Below are 17,819 nucleotides of genomic sequence, written 5' to 3'. Positions count from 1 at the left end.
GACTATCGTTCCCTCCGTGACGCTGGAACTCACCGGCGGATCCGCTTTCGCCGCCCCGGCCCCGGAAAACCCGCGCTGGAACCGGTATTACACCGCCGCCGCGGTCACCTTCGGCTGCCCCTCGCGCACGTCGGAACGCGCGCCGCGCGTGTGGAGCGGACGCGGTCTCGGCCTGCCGGAAGCCGAATTGACGGAATTCGCCGCGCAGCTGCGCGGCGTCATGAAGAAGGACGTCTACTGGATCGCCCGGGCCGCCTGCCCGGACCGCCACGCGGGTGATGCGGCCGTCTGGTCTCCAGGCCGCTACGACGACGAAGACGGTTTCGTCTACTTCGCCGGCCCCTGCACCCACGGCGACCTCTGGCCCGGCTACCGGCCGGCGCGGGCGTTCACCATCGCGCTCCCCCGCGTCCGCGGCCTGCGGATCCGGGTGGCGGCGTACCTGGCCGGATGACACCGGCTCGCGCGGGGGCGGTCGCCGCCGTGGTCAGCGGGATACCGTCGACCGCGCACGCGCTCCTCACCGGCGGTGACGTCCTCGCGGCCACCCGCGCGGCGGGCACCCTGCTGCCGGGACTACGCGGCCGGCCCGGCGTCGCCGCCGGGCTGGTCGCGCACGTGATCGTTTCCGCCGCCTGGACCGGCGTGCTCACCGCGATCGCCCGGCACCACCGGCTCGGGGCCGGCCGCGGCGCGCTCGCGGGCCTGGCCATCGCGGCGCTGGACCTCGGGATCGCGGCCCGCGCGTACCCCGCCGTGCGGGCGCTGGCACGCGGGCCGCAGATCCTGGATCACCTGGTGTTCGGCGCCGTCCTCGGCGTGCTCCTCGACCGTCCGGATCGGACGGATCAGGACACGACCTCGACGACGTCACCCGGGTGCAGCGAGTTGTAGAAGGTCACCGCGGCGTCGTGCGAAAGGTGCACGCACCCGTGGGACTTGGCCTTCAGGCTGCCCTGGTGGAACGCGACTCCGGTGGTGGTGAAGAAAACCGAGTACGGCATCGGCCCGTTGAACTGCTTGCTGTAGTGGTCGATGTCCTTGTACTGCACGTGGAACTTCCCCAGCGGGGTCGGGTACTTCGGCAGTCCCACGGTGATCGGGACGCCGCCGTAGGTGACGTTCCCGGCGCCGTCGGTCAGCCACGCGGTATTCGAACTGCGCTGGACGCAGGCCTTCGCTTCGGCACTGCACGGCGTCGGCGCCGCTTCGGCCGTTCCCGCGAACGCCACGGTCCCCGCCATCGCGGCGACGCCGCCCAGTAGTGCGATCATCCTCCGGTTCATCGTGCGCCTCCCGTTGTCGTTCGGCTACACAAAGAGAGTGCCCACTCGGGCGATCTTCGAATCGGCGAGTCCGAAGAATGCGGAAATCAGTTCCGCGGTTGCGAAAGCCCGACGAATTCGGCCTGCTCGCGGTCGTAGCGGCGGGTCAGGCCGGTGCCGTAGCGGTCCCACCAGTTCTGCGTGTGCCCGCCCTGGGTGGTGGTCGTCCCGCCGTAGACCTGGCGGTCGTATTCGACGCGGGCGTCGCGGAATTCCTGCTGGAACTGCTCGGGCGTCAGCCCCTGGACGTGCTGGATGGTCGCGTCGCCCAGCGTCCGCGAACTGCGCACGATGTCTTCGCCCGCCATGTGGTTGAGGATCGCGCGGACACCGCCGGCGCCGCGCATGTGCGCGCCGGACATGATCGCGGCCTGGGTGCCGGGGTCGGTGAAGTTGAGCGCGCCGGCCGTGCGGGCGTTCGCGGTCATCAGGTCGGCGACGACCGCGCGTTCCTCGGCGCTGCCGATCCCGTACTGCTCGCGCGCGGCGATGATCCGGTCGTAGCCGTTGTGCATGTTCTGCCGGAAGCCGTAGGCCTCGGGCACGCCGCCCTGCTCCCCCGTCGCGCCCTCGGACCGCATGATCGAGTCGACGACCCGGGGGTCGAGCTGCGGCGGCGCCGCGGCGGCGGCACCGCCTCCGCCCTGCCCGCCGCCGCCGTAGGCCTGCGCAACGTCGGAGTCGGCGGCGCGGTACCCCTCCGCGGCCGTCCGGACGTTCTGGTTCACGTTCGTCAGGAGGTGCAGGAGCTTCTGCAGGGCGCTGCCCAGCGTCGAGTGCAACGCCGAGTTCGCGGCCGCGACACCGCTGCCGATCCCGGCGAACGACAACGCGTCCAGCACCAGGCCTTCCAGGTCGCGGGTGGCCGACAGGAAGGACGACCCGACGTCTTCGACCGCGTGGGCGATCGCCCCCATCTCCGCCGTTTCGGCGTGGTAGGCCCCGGCACTCATGTCTGCTCCCTCCGGACACCGGCTGTGCGCACCGAGAATTCCCCACCGCGCCGGACCGGTCCACGGCCGAATTACCCACTGGTCGCGGCCGGAGTGCCCACACCGGCGCTATGGTCGGGAGATGAGCACACCCGACGGCGACCCGAACGTGGTCGAGGGCGAGATCGTCGACGACACCCCCACCGCGGCGCTGGCGATCCCGTCGCCGCCGCTGCCGGACCCGGACTACAGCGAGGGCGGGGTGCCCAGCTTCGACTTCGTCCGCGACAAGATCGAGAACCGGTACACCATGTCGCTCGGCTCGGTCGACGTCGCCGGCCTCGGCACCGACAACACCGCCGAGACCCTCGACAAGCAGATCGCGGACCGCGACCAGGCGGCCAAGGACCGGCTGGCCGAGATCCGCCGCTCGATGCGCGGGGAGTGAGCCCGCACCATCACGTCCGGCGCGCGGCGCTCGTCCCGCACTCCGGCGCCCCGCTGCCGCGGAGGAAGTGCCCGGCCGCGTAGCCGGTGTGCTGCCCGTCGACCTGGCCGCGCAGCCACCGGTCGTCCCCGGACGCCGGCGTGCCGTGCGTCCAGCACTCCGCCTCGAACGTGCCGCCCTCGGCGACCCAGCCGGTCCGGCGGCAGGTCGCGGCCGCGCACGAGCGGACGTTGAGGCCGTTCTTGCCCGCTCCGGCCACGACGTACGGCGTGGGCGCGGTGCGCGCGAGCAGGTCACTGCCTCCGGCGGCGGGATTCGCGGGCGGCGGGCCGGATGAGCCCGCCGGGGCCGAGGTGAGGCCGCCGAGCAGCAGGAACAGCAGGAAAGCCGCGAAGCCGGTGGCGGCCAGCACCTTCATCAGCACACCCGGTCTCAGCACGACGAACATGGCGATTCCTTCCCCTCGGCGCCGTCCGCCGGGCCGGGCCGGTCCCCTGTCGTCGTCCTGGTGCGTCCTCACTGTCCTGGGTTCCGGGCCTGGCTCGGCCTTGCCTTGCAAGTGTCACTCCGGGATCGCAAGATTTGCAATTCCCACGTGGGAATCCCACTGTGAAACACCCGTTCGGCGCAGCAGGGGTTCTACCAGCGGAAATCCACCAATTGACGCGATCCCGGGGTGGCTTCCCACCGCAGGAGATCCAGAGGAGTATGGTCGCGGCGCGGTGGGAAACCCACGAGCTGGGTCCCATCGCGAACGGCCCACCGCGAGAACGAAGGTTCCATGGCCCCCACGCAAGGTCCGATCGTGCCGCGTCGCCGGATCGCGGACACGTTCAAGAGCCTGCGTGACGAATCCGGCCGGACCCTCGAGGAAGTGGCCGACGCGCTGCTGATCTCGACGTCGAAGCTGTCCCGGCTGGAGAACGCGCAGGGCAGCCCGCAGGCCAGGGACGTCCGCGACCTGATCCGCTTCTACGGCATCGACAACACGGTGCTGGCCGAGCGGCTGATGCGCTGGGTGAAGGCGTCCGGGCGGCAGGGCTGGTGGACCGACTACTCGCAGACCACGGCGACCCCCGGGCTCGACGCCCACCTCGCGTACGAGTCCGAAGCCTCGGTGGCCCGGATCTACACGATCCCGCTGCTGCCGGTGCTCCTGCAGACCCCCGGCTACGCCCGGGCCCAGTATTCGACGCACGAACCGTGGTGGTCGGCCGAAGAGGTCGACCGGCTCGTCGACCTGCGCGAGCACCGCAAGCACGTCCTCGCCGAACGCGAGGACATGGAGCCGCTGCGGCTGATCGCGGTGACCCACGAGTCCGCCCTGCGGCAGTTCGTCGGCTCCCGCGAGATCATGCACGCCCAGCTGGACCACCTGGTCGAACGGTCGACCGCGCCGAACATCGAACTGCGCGTCTTCCCCTTCGCCCATCCCCCGCTGTTCTCGATGAGCTGCATGTACGCCTACTTCGAGTTCGAGAACGAGCTCGACCGGGACATCGTGCACATCGAAACCCACGCCGGGTTCCGGCACATCGAGACCGCCAAGACGGTGGAGTACTACCGCGGCTACCACGACGCCCTCGTGGCCGCCTCCCTCGAACCCGACGAAAGCCGCGCGCTCATCCGCGAAATCCAGTCCGCGCAGTTCGGCTGATCCCCTTCCCTTCACGTTGGGACCCCCGCATGGCTTTCGACTTTCCCGTTCCCGCAGGCGAAGAACTCCCGCTGTACCGGAAGCGGCTCGACACCGACGGCTACCTCGTCGTCTCCGACGACGAGCTGGGCCTGCCCGGCGCACGCCTGCGCGAGCATCTGCTGCGCACGTACTTCACCCCGGACGTCCTCCGCCGCTACCCCGGCGACATCCCCGCCGACCGGGAACGGGCCCGGGACGTCGTCGAGTACGCGTGGGACGGCGAGACCCCGGTGCTCGCCGAGCACGCCGAAATCGCCATCGAGGACCGCGGCGGCCGCCCCGGGCGGCGCGAGTACGCCCGGACGCCCGTGGCCGACGATCCGCTGTTCGCGGCCTGGATCCGGGCCGCGCTCGGGCTCATCCCGGAAGGTCGCCGCCGGCGCCGGGGGACGTTCGGCGTCAACATCTTCCGGACGTTCACCAACGTCGTGACGCGCCCGCACGCCGACGGCGAGGAGTTCGTCTTCGTCTACGTCGTGGACCGCGCCGGCACCGGGGCGGAGACGGCGCTGTTCCGCCCCGAGGCCCCGGACACCGCGGTCCACACCCAGCGGCTGGAGCCGGGGCAGCTGATCGTCTTCGAGGACGCCCGCTTCCTGCACACCGCCAGCCCGCTGATCGCCCCCGCAGGCGGCCGCGCCCGCCGCGACGCGCTCGTGTGCACCGTCGACTACCCCCAGACCTACGGCCTCGGCTGACGCTCAGCAGAGCAGCCAGCGCATCTCGGCCGGCTGGTACCGGGCGATCGCGAGCATGCGGTGCGAGAACACCGGGACCTCGTCGGCCAGCCCGGTGCGCCGGACCACCCGCTCGACGTCTCCGCCGGGCGAGACGATCAGGCAGCTTGAGATCCCGCGCTTGCGGCAGACCTCGAACACACCCAGCAGGCTACGGACCCCGCGAGCGGACAGGAAGGCCAGCGGACCGAGGTCGATCACCAGGAGCCGGGGCCACGGCAATTCGCTCAGGGCGGTCTCCAGCACCGCCGCCCAGCGCGACACCGTCGTGATGCCCGGCTCGCCACGCATCTCGACGACCAGCACGCCGCCGGAGCGTTCCGAGGCGATGTCGTCGTCGCGCATCGCGCCTCCCGGGAGTCATCCCGTCCCGGGGCCCATCGTCCCACGTCACGTCAGGCTTCCGTAATACCCGCGTGGAATCATCGGGGGGCCGGAACAGTTGTAACGGGCGGTAGCACCGCACGAGGAGAAGGAGTGACGCCGTGACCACGTCAACCGAAAGGGCCGTCCTGGCCGGCGGCTGCTTCTGGGGCATGCAGGAGCTGTTCCGCCGTCAGCCCGGGGTGATCTCGACCCGGGTCGGTTATAGCGGCGGCGACGTCCCGAACGCCACGTACCGCAACCACGGCACGCACGCCGAGGCCATCGAGGTCGTCTACGACCCCGCGCAGACCACGTTCCGCGACCTGCTCGAGTTCTTCTTCCAGGTGCACGACCCCACGACGAAGGACCGCCAGGGCAACGACATCGGCCTGAGCTACCGCTCGGCGATCTTCTTCGAGAACGACGAGCAGAAGCGGGTCGCCGAGGACACGATCGCCGACGTCGACGCGTCGGGGCTGTGGCCGGGCAAGGTCGTCACCGAAGTCAGCCCGGTGGGTGACTTCTGGGAGGCCGAGCCGGAGCACCAGGACTACCTGCAGCGCATCCCGAACGGGTACACGTGCCACTTCGTGCGCCCGGGCTGGAAGCTCCCGAAGCGCGAGAAGACCGCCTGACACCAGCAGCACCGAAGGGCCCCTTCGCCGATTGTGGCGAAGGGGCCCTTCGTCGTCTCGGACGCAGGGAAGATCGTCCGAACGGCGGTGATCTCCCCCGAGTCCTCAATGGACAGACGACACCGCAGATCCCAATAATGTCAAATGTCCTTTTCGGGAAGTATTGCTCATTGCCGATAAGACCCCTACGTTCGTCGCTTGTTCACAGGGCTTTCACACCGGATGCTGATTTCCGCTAAGCCGCACCATTTCCCCGTCGTCCCCGTTCTCGGCCCGGCTCGACCCCGGGCCGGTTCGCCCTGCCCGGAGGAGATCCCCCGATGCACCTGAGACGTCCATTCGTCTTGGCCGCGAGCGGCGCGCTGATCGCCGCGGTGTGCACGACCACCACCGCCCAGGCCCAGCCCGCCACCCCGAACGCCGTCCCGGACGCCCAGACCCTGGCCGTGTCGGCGGCGGCCGGGCTCGTGGCGAGCAGGCCCGCCGCGCTGCACGCGAGCTCGGACGACGTTTTCCTGGCTCAGAAAGCGATTTCCGCGACCAACGGCCTGAAGTACATCCCCTACGAGCGCAGCTACAAGGGCCTCCCCGTGGTGGGCGGCGACTTCGTGGTGGCGACCGACTCGACGGGCCAGGTGCTCGGCACCTCCGTCGCCCAGGACCAGACGATCGACCTCGCCACCACCGCCGCGAAGATCTCGCAGGCCGCGGCCGAGGCGACCGCGCGGCAGCAGCTGTCCGCGGTGGACAGCGTGAGCCCGGCGCAGCAGGTCGTCTTCGCGCTCGGCTCCCCGACGCTGGCGTGGAAGAGCACCGTCGTCGGCCGCGACGCCGAAGGGCCGAGCCGGCTCGACGTCATCGTCGACGCCGCCACCGGGAAGGTGCTCAAGACCCAGGAGCACGTCCTCAACGGTGACGGCACCAGCGCGTGGAACGGCCCGAACCCGGTGCACCTCGACACCACGCACTCGGGCAGCACGTACTCGCTGAAGGACCCGACGATCACCAACACGTCCTGCCAGGACGCGGCCAACAACACCACGTTCAGCGGCCCGGACGACCTCTGGGGCAACGGCACCGCCAGCAACCGCGAAACCGGCTGCGTCGACGCGCTGTTCGCCGCCCAGACCGAGAACAAGATGCTCTCGCAGTGGCTGGGGCGCAACAGCTTCGACGGCAACGGCGGCGGCTGGCCGATCCGCGTCGGCCTGAACGACCAGAACGCCTACTACGACGGCAGCCAGGTCCAGATCGGCAAGAACACCGCCGGCGGCTGGATCGGCTCGATCGACGTCGTGGCGCACGAGCACGGTCATGGCATCGACGACCACACCCCGGGCGGCATCTCGGGTGCGGGCACCCAGGAGTTCGTCGCGGACGTCTTCGGCGCCTCGACCGAGTGGTTCGCGAACGAGCCCGCCCCCTACGACCAGCCGGACTTCCTCGTCGGCGAGCAGGTCAACCTGGTCGGCTCCGGCCCGATCCGCAACATGTACAACCCGTCGGCGCTGGGCGACAAGAACTGCTACGACAGCAGCGTTCCCAACGGTGAGGTGCACGCGGCCGCCGGCCCCGGCAACCACTGGTTCTACCTGCTGGCCGAGGGCACGAACCCGACCAACGGGCAGCCGACCAGCAGCACCTGCAACAGCTCCACCATCACCGGCCTCGGCGTGCAGACCGCGGTGAAGATCTTCTACAACGCGATGCTGCTCAAGACCTCCAGCAGCTCGTACCTGAAGTACCGCACCTGGACGCTGACCGCGGCGAAGAACCTGTTCCCGGGCAGCTGCACCGAGTTCAACACCGTCAAGGCGGCGTGGGACGCGATCAGCGTGCCGGCGCAGTCGGCCGACCCGACGTGCTCGGCGACCGGCACCGTCACGGTGTCCAACCCGGGCAACCAGTCGACCGTCACCGGCACCGCGGTGAACCTGCCGCTGTCGGCCTCGGGCGGCACCGCGCCCTACACCTGGTCCGCCACCGGCCTGCCGGCCGGCCTGTCGATCAACGCCTCCACCGGCACGATCTCGGGCACCGCGACCACCGCGGGCACCTCGAGCGTCACGGTGACGGCGAAGGACGCGGCCAACAAGACCGGCACGGCGTCGTTCAGCTGGACCGTCGGCACCACCACCGGCTGCTCCGGCCAGAAGATCGTCAACGGCGGCTTCGAATCCGGTAGCGGCAGCTGGACCGGCACCACCGGCTCCATCGGCCAGTGGGGCTCGCAGGGCCAGGCCGCGCACGGCGGCACCTACTCGTCGTGGCTCGACGGCTACGGCTCCACCACCACCGAGTCGATCGCGCAGTCGGTGAGCATCCCGGCGGGCTGCCACGCCAGCCTGACGTTCTACCTGCACATCGACACCGCGGAGACGACCACCTCCACCGCCTACGACAAGCTGACCGTGGCCAACGGCAGCACGACGCTGGGCAGCTACTCCAACCTGAACAAGGCGTCCGGGTACGCGCTCAGGACCATCGACGTCTCGTCGGCGGCCGGCGGCACCCTCGCGCTGAAGTTCACCGGCACCGAAGACAGCTCGCTGCAGACCTCGTTCGTCATCGACGACGTGGCCGTCACCCTGAGCTGAACAACTGAGTACCAGTAGCGGGGAGGCCGGGAAACCGGTCTCCCCGCTCCTGCGTTTTCGGGAGCAGAATCGGCGCATGGACACCGAGGAACTGCGGGCGACCCAGGCGCCGCTGAAGGACAAGTACCGGGACAACCCGGAAAGCGCGCTCATCACGCTGCACGCCGACGCCGAGCTGGACGGCCTCGGCATCTCCTGCAAGGTCGAGACCGGCCGCGCGGTGGTGGAAGCCGGGCTGCACCCGGCCACCGGCGGCGACGGCACCCTCGCCTGTTCGGGCGACATGCTGCTCGAAGCGCTCGTCGCGTGCGCGGGCGTGACGCTGCGGGCGGTCGCGACGTCGCTGGGCCTGACCGTCCGGGGCGGGCGCGTCCGGGCCGAGGGCGACCTGGACTTCCGCGGCACCCTCGCCGTCGCGAAGGACGCCCCGGTGGGCTTCCGCGCCATCCGGCTGTCGTTCGACCTCGACACCGACGCGAGCGAGGACCAGCTGGCGACGCTCAAGAAGCTGACCGAGCGCTACTGCGTCGTGTTCCAGTCGCTGCGGACGCCGCCGGAGTTCGCCGTCACGCTTTCGGCGAACTGAGCCGTTTCAGGGGAAAACCCGGAGGACAAATCGGGCAGCGTGGCCTAGCTTGTCGGGGTCACCTGAAGGGGGAGCCGTCATGCCACAGCCGGGACCGGACCCAGCCGTCCGGGTACGCGGGCTCGTGAAGACCTACGGTTCGACGCGCGCGCTCGACGGCGTCGACCTCGACATCCCGGCCGGGCAGGTGCTCGGCCTGCTCGGCCCGAACGGCGCCGGGAAGACCACCACCGTGCGCATCCTGACCACGCTGCTGCGCCCGGACTCGGGGTCGGCGCACGTGGCGGGGTACGACGTGCTGGCCGAGCCGGACGAGGTGCGGCAGCGGATCGGGCTGTCCGGCCAGTACGCCGCCGTCGACGAGAACCTGACCGGGTTCGAGAACCTCTACATGGTCGGGCGGCTCTACGGCCGGAAGAAGGCCGCGGCCCGCTCGCGCGCCCGGGAGCTGCTCACGCGGTTCCGGCTGGAGGAGGCCGCCGACCGGCCGGCGAAGGGCTATTCCGGCGGGATGCGGCGGCGCCTCGACCTGGCCGGCGCGCTGGTCGCCGAGCCGACCGTCGTGGTGCTGGACGAGCCCACCACCGGGCTCGACCCGGGCGGGCGGCTCGACACCTGGGAGGTCATCAAGGAACTCGTCGCCGACGGCACGACCGTGCTGCTGACCACCCAGTACCTCGAAGAGGCCGACCAGCTGGCCGACTCGATCGTGGTGATCGACCACGGCCGGGTGATCGCCCGCGGCACGGCGGACGAGCTGAAGGCCCAGATCGGCGGCGAACGCCTGGAGCTGGTCGTCGCCTCGGCCGCGGACCTGCCGGCGACCTTGGCCGTGCTGCGCGAGGTGGGCACCGGCGAGCCGTCCGGCGACGACCACACGCGGCGCGCCGAGATCCTGGTCGACACCGGGCCGAAGGCGCTGATCGAGGCGTTGCGGCGGCTCGACTCCCACGGCATCACGGTCCAGGACGTCGGCCTGCACCGGCCCACGCTGGACGACGTCTTCCTGTCCCTGACCGGCCACGGTGCTTCGGCGTCCTCGGAGGCTGCGAAATGAACGCGCTCGCGAAGGGCATTTCCGACGGCGGCATCGTCACGTGGCGCAACCTGACGAACGTCCGCCGCAACCCCGACTGGCTGATGGCGGCGACGCTGCAGCCGATCATGTTCGTGCTGCTGTTCGCCTACGTTTTCGGCAACGCGATCGGCGGCGAAGCGGGCGGCGCGGCCTACCGCGAGTTCCTCATCGCCGGGATCTTCGCCCAGACGGTGGCGTTCAACTCGGCGTTCACGGTCATCGGCTTCGCCAACGACCTGCAGAAGGGCATCATCGACCGGTTCCGCTCCCTGCCGATGTCCCGCATCGCGGTGGTCCTCGGCCGCACGACGTCGGACCTGGTGGTCAGTGTCGTGGCGCTGATCGTGATGTCGCTGTGCGGGCTGCTGGTCGGCTGGCGCATCCGCGGCAGCTTCTGGGACGCGCTGCTCGGTTACCTGGTGATGCTGATGTTCGCGTGGGCCCTGTCCTGGGTGGGCGCGCTGATCGGCCTGGCGGCGCGCAGCGTGGAGGTGGCGCAGAGCGCGGGACTGATCTGGATGTTCCCGCTGAGCTTCATCTCCTCGGCGTTCGTCCCGACGGACACGCTCCCGCCGTTCCTGAAGGCGATCGCGGAGTGGAACCCGTTCACGGCGGTGATCAACGCGACCCGCGACCTGTTCGGCAACCGCTTCGGCGCCCCGCCGACGGGCTGGCCGGCGGAGAACGCGGCGCTGTACGCGATTTTGTGCTGCTTGGCGATCATCGCGATCTTCGCCCCGCTGGCGACGGCGCGGTACCGCCGGGTGGCGAGCAAGTAGGCAGCTACTTCTGCAGCTGGATCTTGGTCAGGTCGAGGTGGCCCTGCAGCAGGAGGACGATTACGGCCACGAGGAGGAACAAACCCCAGGCGGCGGTACCGAACCGGGAGTAGCGATCGAGAGAGTCGGCGGCCCGTGCGATCAGGGAAATCCAACGGCGTTTCGGCGCTGATCGCACGGGATGAGGTGCACCGTCGTGGCCGAACGCGTCGACCTTCCGGGCCACCGAGGTCGCGAACTCGGGGTCGATCGGACCCGCCAGCACGATGACGGCGTCGTTGAGAACGGTGACCAGTTCCTCGGGATAGCGTCCGGCCAGCGACCTCGTGCTCGCCAGGAACAGGTGGATGTGCCGGCTGCAGGCACGCAGGATCGATGCCACCGGATGCTGAGCGAACGCCTGATCGATTCTCGCGGCGGCCGCGTCGAAGGAGCGCGTGGCCCGGACGAGCAGGACCCGCCGTTCTCCGAGCGGATCGATGATCCCCGCGCGGCGCTTGATGAATTCCGGCCTTCGGTACTCCTCCTCGGCGAGCAGGCACCGCTGAACGGCAATTGCGGCATGAGCGCTGGGCTGAGCGACGGCGATGACGCGTTTCAGCACGAGACCCACCACGAAGGTTGCGGCCGAACCCGCGAGGAGCAGCAGTTCGTACCCGGTTTCCGCGGTGAACGTCGGACCTTCCCAGCTATCGGACGCCGGCCGAGACAGGTCGATGAATGCGGCTGGCGTGGCGGCGACGCAATAGAGAACAGCAACTTTCCTGCAGCGATCCAGCCAGACGTAGAGCCAGACCTGGCGCAGGAAGTCGTATCGGGTCGCGATACCGAGCACGCCGGCGGGCAAATGAAGGTTCGGAAGCAACCAGATTTTCCGGTAGTTGCCGCTTGTGGTGTATTGGATCGCTTGGACGGCCAGCGCCGGACCGATGACCAGACCCACGTAGGCCGGCAACGGTGGTCCGCCCCACGCCGGAACGTCCTGTCCGTTCATCTTGCCGACGGCGCGCACGGGGCCCAAGGCGATCCAGCTCCCGTAGTACCCGACAACAGCACAGGCGACGACTCGAACCCCCGGGCCGACCAACGCTCGGACGCACTTGCTCCGCGGCTTTCCGGATTGCCACTGCGACCACCATGCCCGCGCCGACCACTTGGGGATGACCCGCGCCGCGACCTCATCCGGCAACCGCCTGCTGTTCTGCACATCGGCCAAGACGTACAACGCCAGGACAGCAGTACTCAACACCACGAATGTGACGAGCGCGGCGATCGGGGAAGCAAGAAGCAACAGGAGGACACCACGAGTGTGCACCGGCCTACGACTACCACACCCGAAGGCGTGGCAGGAAGGTCACCGGCCGTGACCGGCACTTCAGTCCTCTTCGGACAGTTCCACGATCGGGATCACCCGCCTGGCCTGCCGCGCCTTCGCCTGGTGATCCGCCAGGAACGGGTACTCCTTCTCCAGCTCCGTCCACGTCCGCACGTAGTCGGCCCCCAGCAGCGGCAACGCCTCCGCGTCAAAGGACCGCCCGTCCACCTCCACCCGCACCCGGGAATCAGCCTCGAGGTTCAGGTACCAGTCCGGGTGGCGGGGTGCGCCGATGTTGGACGCCACCACCAGCCACCGCGCACCGTCGCGGTGGACCATTATCGGGACCGTGCGCGGCTCGCCGGACAGCCGGCCCGTCGTCGTCAGCAGGGCCAGGCGCTCGCGGTGCATGCCCTCGACCTCGCCGCCGGCGCGGAACTGCTCGATCACCCGGCGGTTGGTGTCCCGGATGTCCATGACGGTCACCGGTCGTAGTACCGGGTCGGCGGGTCCTCCTGGGTCCACTGCTGCCGGGTCGGCGGCGGGGGCGCGCTCTGCTGGCGAGCCGGCGGCGGCGCGCTCTGCTGGGTGCGGCGCCGGTGCAGGGTCCGGGCGCTGGCCGCCATGCTGTTCACCACCGCCGCGATGACCAGGCCGATCACCAGGTTGATCGCCGCCGTGGCGATCTTTGCGCTCGGGGCCACCGTCAGGGTCAGCGGCAGCACCACGGCGATCAGTGTGACGAGCACCATGATCCAGCCGAAGAACTGGGACGGCGCCGGCGTCGCCACGCTCAGCAGGTGCATCAGCCCGGTGGCGAGCAGGGCCACCGCGGCGGCGACCAGTGCGTACGTCGTGGTGCTCGCGTTGCCCCAGACGCCTTCGCCTTTTGGGGCGAGCACTTCGACCTCGAAGATCCCGCGTGCGATCAGCAGCCCGACGACCGCGAGCAGGGCCGCGACCACCGCCGTGGCCACGCCGCCCGCCCACAGGCGGCGCGCGTCGATGCCGGGGCGGACGTCCTGGGGCTGGTTCCCGTAGTAGTCGGCCATCAGAGCCTTCCTGGGGTCGGCTGTGCCTCTCTCCCCGATTGTCCCCCGTTTCGGCCCCGGCCGCGATTTGCGCTGGAGTGCACTCCAGCTCGTAACGTCGGATCCATGACCACCGCACAGCACAAGATCGGTTCGGGCTTCGGCGCCACCACCACGGCCGCCGAAGCCGTCGCGGGCGTGGACCTCACCGGGAAGCTCGCCGTCGTCACCGGCGGGTATTCCGGGATCGGCCTCGAAACCACCCGCGCGCTGGCCGGCGCCGGCGCCCACGTCGTCGTCCCGGCCCGCCGCCGCGAGACCGCCGAGGAAGCGCTCGGCGAAATCGAAGGCGTCGAGGTCGACGAGCTGGACCTGGGCGACCTCGCAAGCGTCCGTGCCTTCGCCGGGCGTTTCCTGGCGACCGGACGGCGGATCGACCTGTTCATCGCCAACGCCGGCATCATGGCCTGCCCCGAGACCCGCGTCGGGCCGGGCTGGGAGGCCCAGTTCGCCACCAACCACCTCGGCCACTTCGCGCTGGTCAACCGGCTGTGGCCGGCGATCGCCGAGGGCGCCCGGGTGGTTTCGCTGTCCTCGCGCGGCCACCACTACTCGCCGATCCGGTGGGACGACGTCCACTTCGAGACCGGCTACGAGAAGTGGCAGGCCTACGGGCAGGCCAAGACGGCGAACGTGCTCTTCGCCGTCCAGCTCGACCGGCTGGGCGCCGAGAAGGACGTCCACGCGTTCGCGCTGCACCCCGGCGGCATCATGACGCCGCTGCAGCGGCACCTGCCGCGGGCGGAGATGATCGAACGCGGCTGGATCGACGAGGCCGGCAACTACCTGGTCCGGTTCAAGACCCCCGAGCAGGGCGCCGCGACCACGGTCTGGGCGGCGACCTCGCCGCAGCTGGCCGGGCTCGGCGGGCTGTACCTGGAGGACTGTGACGTCGCCGACCTCGCGCCGGAGGGCGCCGAGGGTCTCGCCGAGTCCGGGGTCCGCGGGTACGCCGTCGACCGCGAGCAGGCCGCGCGCCTGTGGACGCTGTCGGCCCAGCTCACCGGGGTGGACGCGTTCGCGCGGCCGTGATCGCGCTCTGAAATGTCACGTCGGCGGGGCTCCGGACGATACTTTCTTCGTGATCTTCCGACGTTTGCCGTCAGCGGGACCGGGGTATTTGGCGCCCGTGGCCGACGAAGCCGGGAGAACGGGGCGCCCGCCGACGAGCGACGGGGCGGGAGTCACCTGTGGCCGTTACGCACTCGGGGAATTCACCATCACCCCGCGCAGTGCCCTCGACGACCAGCGGCCGCCCGGGTTGCTGGGCGGGCGCTACGAGGTCGGCCGGCTGATCGGCAGCGGCGCCACGGCCCGCGTGTACCGCGCCTACGACGTCCGGCTGACCCGCGAGGTCGCCGTGAAGATCTACGACCGGGACGCGGTGGCGCTCGACCAGCGGCGTCGGCTGCGCGAGATGACGATCCAGGGCAGCATCAGCCACCCGGGCGTGGTGGCGCTGCTGGACAGCGGCGACGAGAACGGCCGGACGTTCCTGGTGATGCAGCTCGTCGAGGGCGAGAACCTCGCGGAGCGCCTGCTGGGCGGCCCGATGCCGGCGGCGGACGTGACGGCGCTGGCCGACGGGCTCGCCGAGGCTTTGGCCCACGTCCACGCACGGCGGATCGTGCACCGCGACCTGAAGCCGGCCAACGTGTTCCTGTCCGCGGACGGTCCCCTGATCGGTGACTTCGGCATCGCCCACGCGCTCGACACCACGCACATCACGGGCACGGGCCTGATCCCGGGGACGGCGGCGTACCTGGCGCCGGAGCAGGTGTCGGGCGAGCCGGCGGGCCCACCGGCGGACGTGTACGCGCTGGGCTTGATCCTGCTGGAATGCCTGACGGGACAACGGGAGTACCCGGGCACGATGGTCGAGGCGGCCATGGCCCGGCTGACGAGACCTCCGCGGATCCCGGAGGACGCGCCGGCGACGCTGGCCTACACGTTGCGCCGGATGACGCAGCGGGAGCCCGCCGACCGGCCGACGGCCGCGAAGGTGCTGGACATGCTGCACGCCCCGCCGCCGACGCTGCCGTGGAGCCGGACGGAGCGCAGCCCGCGGTGGCGTCGCCGCCCGGCGCGCCAGGAGACGGCTTCCGCCGCCAACGCGGGTGGCCTCGGCGGGGCTGCGGCCGGCGCGGATTCGGCCGGCACGGGTTTGGCCGGCACGGGTTTGGCCGGCACGGCTGCGGCCGCCGACCCGGCGCGCGCAGCTTCCGGCTCGGCGGGCCTCGGCCGGCCGGCTGTCGACGCGGTGCCAGCCCACGGCTCCCCCTCGGCCAGCGGCCCGATCGGCCACGGCGGCCCCGCGACCGGCCCGGAGCCGACACAAGACACTCGTATGGCCACCGGCTCAATCGGCCACGGCGGGCTCGCGCCCGGAGCGGTGCCGGCCCACGAGACCCCCTCGGCCGGCTACGACTGGCCCAGCGACACCCCTTCCACCGGCCATGACTGGCCCACCGACACCCCCTCCACCGGCCATGACTGGCCCGCCGACGATGCGCCGACCCACCTCCACCCCGTCGCGGCAGCCGCCACGGCCGTGCCCCCGGCCGACAGTCCCCGGCGCCGCCGGCTGGCCGCGGCGGCCGGGCTGACCGCCGCCGCCGTTGCCGCCGTGTCCGCGTTGGTGCTGATCAACCAGGACACCGGGACCAGCTCCCCCGCCCAGCCGCCCGCCGCGCACACCCCGGTGGCCACGCCCACACCGTCGTCGTCCACCCCGCTCGCCGACCCGGGCACCTCCGCGCCGCACTCCGACGCCGCCGGTGGCCGTGGTCCCGCCCCCAGCGGACCGGCGTCGCTCGAGCCCGCCGCCGTCACCCATGAAGCCCCGCCGCCCGCCGCCGAGCCGCCGAAGCAGGGCAAGCCCGAGAAGACCGAGAAGAACGAGAACCCCGGCAAGGGCAAAGGCAAGGGCCACGACTCCTGAGGGCGGGACCTCCGGCGCGCGAAACCGGGTCCAACGGCCCTAGTGCGGAAACCGTCCGGAACGGACGGTAATTCGATTCCGTGAATTGGGACTCGAACCAATAACGACAGGTAACCGGAGCCGCGTCCGGGCCGACACACACCACGTGCCAACTGCGCGTCGTTCCGCGCGGGCACGGCCGCCGGGAATCCCCTCCCGCCGGGTTCGATGATATTTCCGGAGGTCTGGATGAGTGTCCACGCTGCCCTCGCGCGGCCGGTTCTCCGCACACCGCGCGGCCGGCACGCCAAGCCCCGTCCCGCGTGGCCGCGGGTCGCCGGCCGGGCAGTCTTCCTGATCTCCGCCGTGTTCTGCGCCGTCGCCGTCGCCGGCTTCGGGTGGCCGCCCGTGCTGCTCGTGGTGCCGGCGGCCGCGTTCGCGCTGCTCGCCGCGAGCGTCGCGAAATTGCGGACGGCGGCCCGGAAGATCGACACCATCTTCGCCGAAGAACTGTCCGAACCGGAACAGCACTGAACGAAAAAACCCATTCGCCGCCCGGCTGCCGGCCGGTCGCCGGCGGACGGCTAGCGTGCGGTCCATGGAGTTCTTCTGCTACCACCGCGATCGCCCCGGGCATCGGCGTTGCGGCAGGAAACGCTGGAAGCGCACTGGGCCTACATGGACCGCTACGCAACCCGGATGATCGCCCGCGGCCCGACGCTGGACGACGCCGGCACCCCCACCGGCAGCGTGCACGCCCTCGACCTGCCGGACCCGGCCGCGGCCCGCGCGTTCGCCTTCGACGAGCCGACCTACCAGGCCGGTGGGTACCGGGACGTCCTGCTGCGCCGGTGGCGCAACGCCCTCGGCACCACGATGTGGGACTCCCCCGGCGACCCGGCCGGCTACCTGGTCCTCGGCCTCGGCGAAGGCCCGCCCGCCGACGTCGAACCGCCGGCCGGGCACGATCTCATCGCCTACGGACCACTCCTGTCCGACGACGGCACCGCCTGGCTCGGCACGGCCGCGCTGACGAGGGCGGCGACCCCGGGCGCGGCGCGCAGCATCCTCAGCCCGGCCTGGTACGCCGCCGTCGAAGTGCGCACCTGGCGGTTCGGCGGGCGGGTCACCGCAGGTCCAGCCACATGATGCGCAGCCCGACGTCCCCCTCGTCCGGGTGCCGGAAGGCGCCCGGCGCCGTTCCGAGCGTCACGAACCCCAGGCTTTCGTACAGGCGGATCGCGTGGTCTGCCAGGCGGCGTGCCCCCTGCCCGCGGCGATTCTCCGAGCGCCGCGGATCCGGTCGATGAG

21 protein-coding genes are annotated in these 17,819 nt (G+C 70.9%); 14 read left to right on the top strand and 7 right to left on the bottom strand.

The genetic code is table 11. The features are described from left to right. The first annotated feature begins 16 nt into the window (after positions 1-16). Together C2L58_RS26920 and C2L58_RS26915 are read left to right on the top strand one after the other, a co-directional pair. Positions 17-454, top strand: coding sequence for a hypothetical protein (locus C2L58_RS26920; RefSeq protein WP_103340479.1), 438 nt, complete (start codon positions 17-19; stop codon positions 452-454). Beyond that, entirely contained in the window at positions 451-894 is a 444-nt protein-coding gene (locus C2L58_RS26915) for a hypothetical protein (protein WP_233225954.1), read from the top strand. Before C2L58_RS26920 ends, C2L58_RS26915 begins: the two co-directional genes overlap by 4 nt. On the opposite strand, the gene C2L58_RS26910 is transcribed toward C2L58_RS26915, so the two are convergent. Both C2L58_RS26910 and C2L58_RS26905 read right to left on the bottom strand, forming a co-directional pair. Next, positions 849-1,286 carry a L,D-transpeptidase gene (locus C2L58_RS26910; protein WP_103340478.1) on the bottom strand — a complete coding sequence of 146 codons (438 nt, stop codon included), beginning with the start codon at positions 1,284-1,286 and terminating at the stop codon, positions 849-851. The two genes, C2L58_RS26915 and C2L58_RS26910, sit on opposite strands and share 46 nt — an antisense overlap. An 86-nt stretch (positions 1,287-1,372) precedes the next feature. Next, positions 1,373-2,278 (bottom strand): hypothetical protein, encoded by a 906-nt coding sequence (locus C2L58_RS26905; RefSeq protein ID WP_103340477.1) that lies wholly within the window; start codon positions 2,276-2,278, stop codon positions 1,373-1,375. Positions 2,279-2,399: 121 nt separating this feature from the next. On the opposite strand from C2L58_RS26905, the gene C2L58_RS26900 reads away from it, so the two are divergent. Then, positions 2,400-2,705 (top strand): hypothetical protein, encoded by a 306-nt coding sequence (locus tag C2L58_RS26900; protein WP_103340476.1) that lies wholly within the window; start codon positions 2,400-2,402, stop codon positions 2,703-2,705. A 10-nt stretch (positions 2,706-2,715) separates the two neighbouring features. Here the strand turns inward: C2L58_RS26900 and C2L58_RS26895 are convergent, their stop codons facing one another. Next, positions 2,716-3,153 (bottom strand): hypothetical protein, encoded by a 438-nt coding sequence (locus C2L58_RS26895; RefSeq protein WP_103340475.1) that lies wholly within the window; start codon positions 3,151-3,153, stop codon positions 2,716-2,718. Between the two features lie 333 nt (positions 3,154-3,486). On the opposite strand from C2L58_RS26895, the gene C2L58_RS26890 reads away from it, so the two are divergent. Next, positions 3,487-4,362 carry a helix-turn-helix domain-containing protein gene (locus C2L58_RS26890; protein ID WP_103340474.1) on the top strand — a complete coding sequence of 292 codons (876 nt, stop codon included), beginning with the start codon at positions 3,487-3,489 and terminating at the stop codon, positions 4,360-4,362. A gap of 29 nt (positions 4,363-4,391) precedes the next feature. Then, on the top strand, positions 4,392-5,102 hold the full coding sequence (locus C2L58_RS26885; RefSeq protein ID WP_103340473.1) for a 2OG-Fe dioxygenase family protein: 711 nt from the start codon (positions 4,392-4,394) through the stop codon (positions 5,100-5,102). A 3-nt stretch (positions 5,103-5,105) separates the two neighbouring features. On the opposite strand, the gene C2L58_RS26880 is transcribed toward C2L58_RS26885, so the two are convergent. Then, on the bottom strand, positions 5,106-5,486 hold the full coding sequence (locus C2L58_RS26880) for an STAS domain-containing protein (protein ID WP_103340472.1): 381 nt from the start codon (positions 5,484-5,486) through the stop codon (positions 5,106-5,108). Between the two features lie 140 nt (positions 5,487-5,626). On the opposite strand from C2L58_RS26880, the gene msrA reads away from it, so the two are divergent. From msrA to C2L58_RS26855, 5 genes are all read left to right on the top strand, one after another. After that, complete coding sequence (msrA, locus tag C2L58_RS26875) at positions 5,627-6,142, top strand: peptide-methionine (S)-S-oxide reductase MsrA (protein WP_103340471.1); 516 nt, start codon at positions 5,627-5,629, stop codon at positions 6,140-6,142. 320 nt (positions 6,143-6,462) lie between these two features. Then, complete coding sequence (locus tag C2L58_RS26870) at positions 6,463-8,739, top strand: M4 family metallopeptidase (RefSeq protein ID WP_103340470.1); 2,277 nt, start codon at positions 6,463-6,465, stop codon at positions 8,737-8,739. Between the two features lie 76 nt (positions 8,740-8,815). After that, positions 8,816-9,325: an OsmC family protein gene (locus tag C2L58_RS26865; RefSeq protein WP_103340469.1), complete on the top strand. Its 510-nt coding sequence runs from the start codon at positions 8,816-8,818 to the stop codon at positions 9,323-9,325. A gap of 79 nt (positions 9,326-9,404) precedes the next feature. Further along, the gene (locus C2L58_RS26860) at positions 9,405-10,382 is read left to right on the top strand and encodes an ATP-binding cassette domain-containing protein (protein ID WP_199191459.1); all 978 of its coding nucleotides are present in this window, start codon (positions 9,405-9,407) and stop codon (positions 10,380-10,382) included. Then, entirely contained in the window at positions 10,379-11,182 is an 804-nt protein-coding gene (locus C2L58_RS26855; protein ID WP_103340467.1) for an ABC transporter permease, read from the top strand. The genes C2L58_RS26860 and C2L58_RS26855 overlap by 4 nt, the downstream gene beginning before the upstream one ends. A gap of 4 nt (positions 11,183-11,186) precedes the next feature. Here the strand turns inward: C2L58_RS26855 and C2L58_RS26850 are convergent, their stop codons facing one another. The 3 genes from C2L58_RS26850 to C2L58_RS26840 all read right to left on the bottom strand — a co-directional run bounded on the left by C2L58_RS26850 (position 11,187) and on the right by C2L58_RS26840 (position 13,549). Beyond that, positions 11,187-12,473: a hypothetical protein gene (locus C2L58_RS26850; protein WP_146073687.1), complete on the bottom strand. Its 1,287-nt coding sequence runs from the start codon at positions 12,471-12,473 to the stop codon at positions 11,187-11,189. 84 nt (positions 12,474-12,557) lie between these two features. Further along, the gene (locus C2L58_RS26845; protein WP_233225953.1) at positions 12,558-12,974 is read right to left on the bottom strand and encodes a nitroreductase/quinone reductase family protein; all 417 of its coding nucleotides are present in this window, start codon (positions 12,972-12,974) and stop codon (positions 12,558-12,560) included. Positions 12,975-12,979: 5 nt separating this feature from the next. Beyond that, positions 12,980-13,549 carry a DUF6069 family protein gene (locus tag C2L58_RS26840; protein ID WP_103340464.1) on the bottom strand — a complete coding sequence of 190 codons (570 nt, stop codon included), beginning with the start codon at positions 13,547-13,549 and terminating at the stop codon, positions 12,980-12,982. A gap of 105 nt (positions 13,550-13,654) precedes the next feature. Between C2L58_RS26840 and C2L58_RS26835 the strand changes: the two genes are divergently transcribed. From C2L58_RS26835 to C2L58_RS26820, 4 genes are all read left to right on the top strand, one after another. Continuing rightward, positions 13,655-14,620 carry an SDR family NAD(P)-dependent oxidoreductase gene (locus C2L58_RS26835; protein ID WP_103340463.1) on the top strand — a complete coding sequence of 322 codons (966 nt, stop codon included), beginning with the start codon at positions 13,655-13,657 and terminating at the stop codon, positions 14,618-14,620. A 97-nt stretch (positions 14,621-14,717) separates the two neighbouring features. After that, entirely contained in the window at positions 14,718-16,529 is a 1,812-nt protein-coding gene (locus tag C2L58_RS26830; RefSeq protein WP_233225952.1) for a serine/threonine-protein kinase, read from the top strand. Positions 16,530-16,757: 228 nt separating this feature from the next. Further along, positions 16,758-17,042, top strand: a complete 285-nt coding sequence (locus C2L58_RS26825) for a hypothetical protein (protein ID WP_103340461.1) — start codon at positions 16,758-16,760, stop codon at positions 17,040-17,042. 108 nt (positions 17,043-17,150) lie between these two features. Beyond that, positions 17,151-17,657 carry a YciI family protein gene (locus C2L58_RS26820; RefSeq protein ID WP_233225951.1) on the top strand — a complete coding sequence of 169 codons (507 nt, stop codon included), beginning with the start codon at positions 17,151-17,153 and terminating at the stop codon, positions 17,655-17,657. Positions 17,658-17,819: the final 162 nt, after the last annotated feature.

The sequence above is a fragment of the Amycolatopsis sp. CA-126428 genome, from assembly GCF_002904335.1.
Classification (GTDB): Bacteria; Actinomycetota; Actinomycetes; order Mycobacteriales; family Pseudonocardiaceae; genus Amycolatopsis.
Note: the sequence above shows the minus strand (reverse complement) of the source record. Positions and strands in the feature narration are given on the sequence as shown.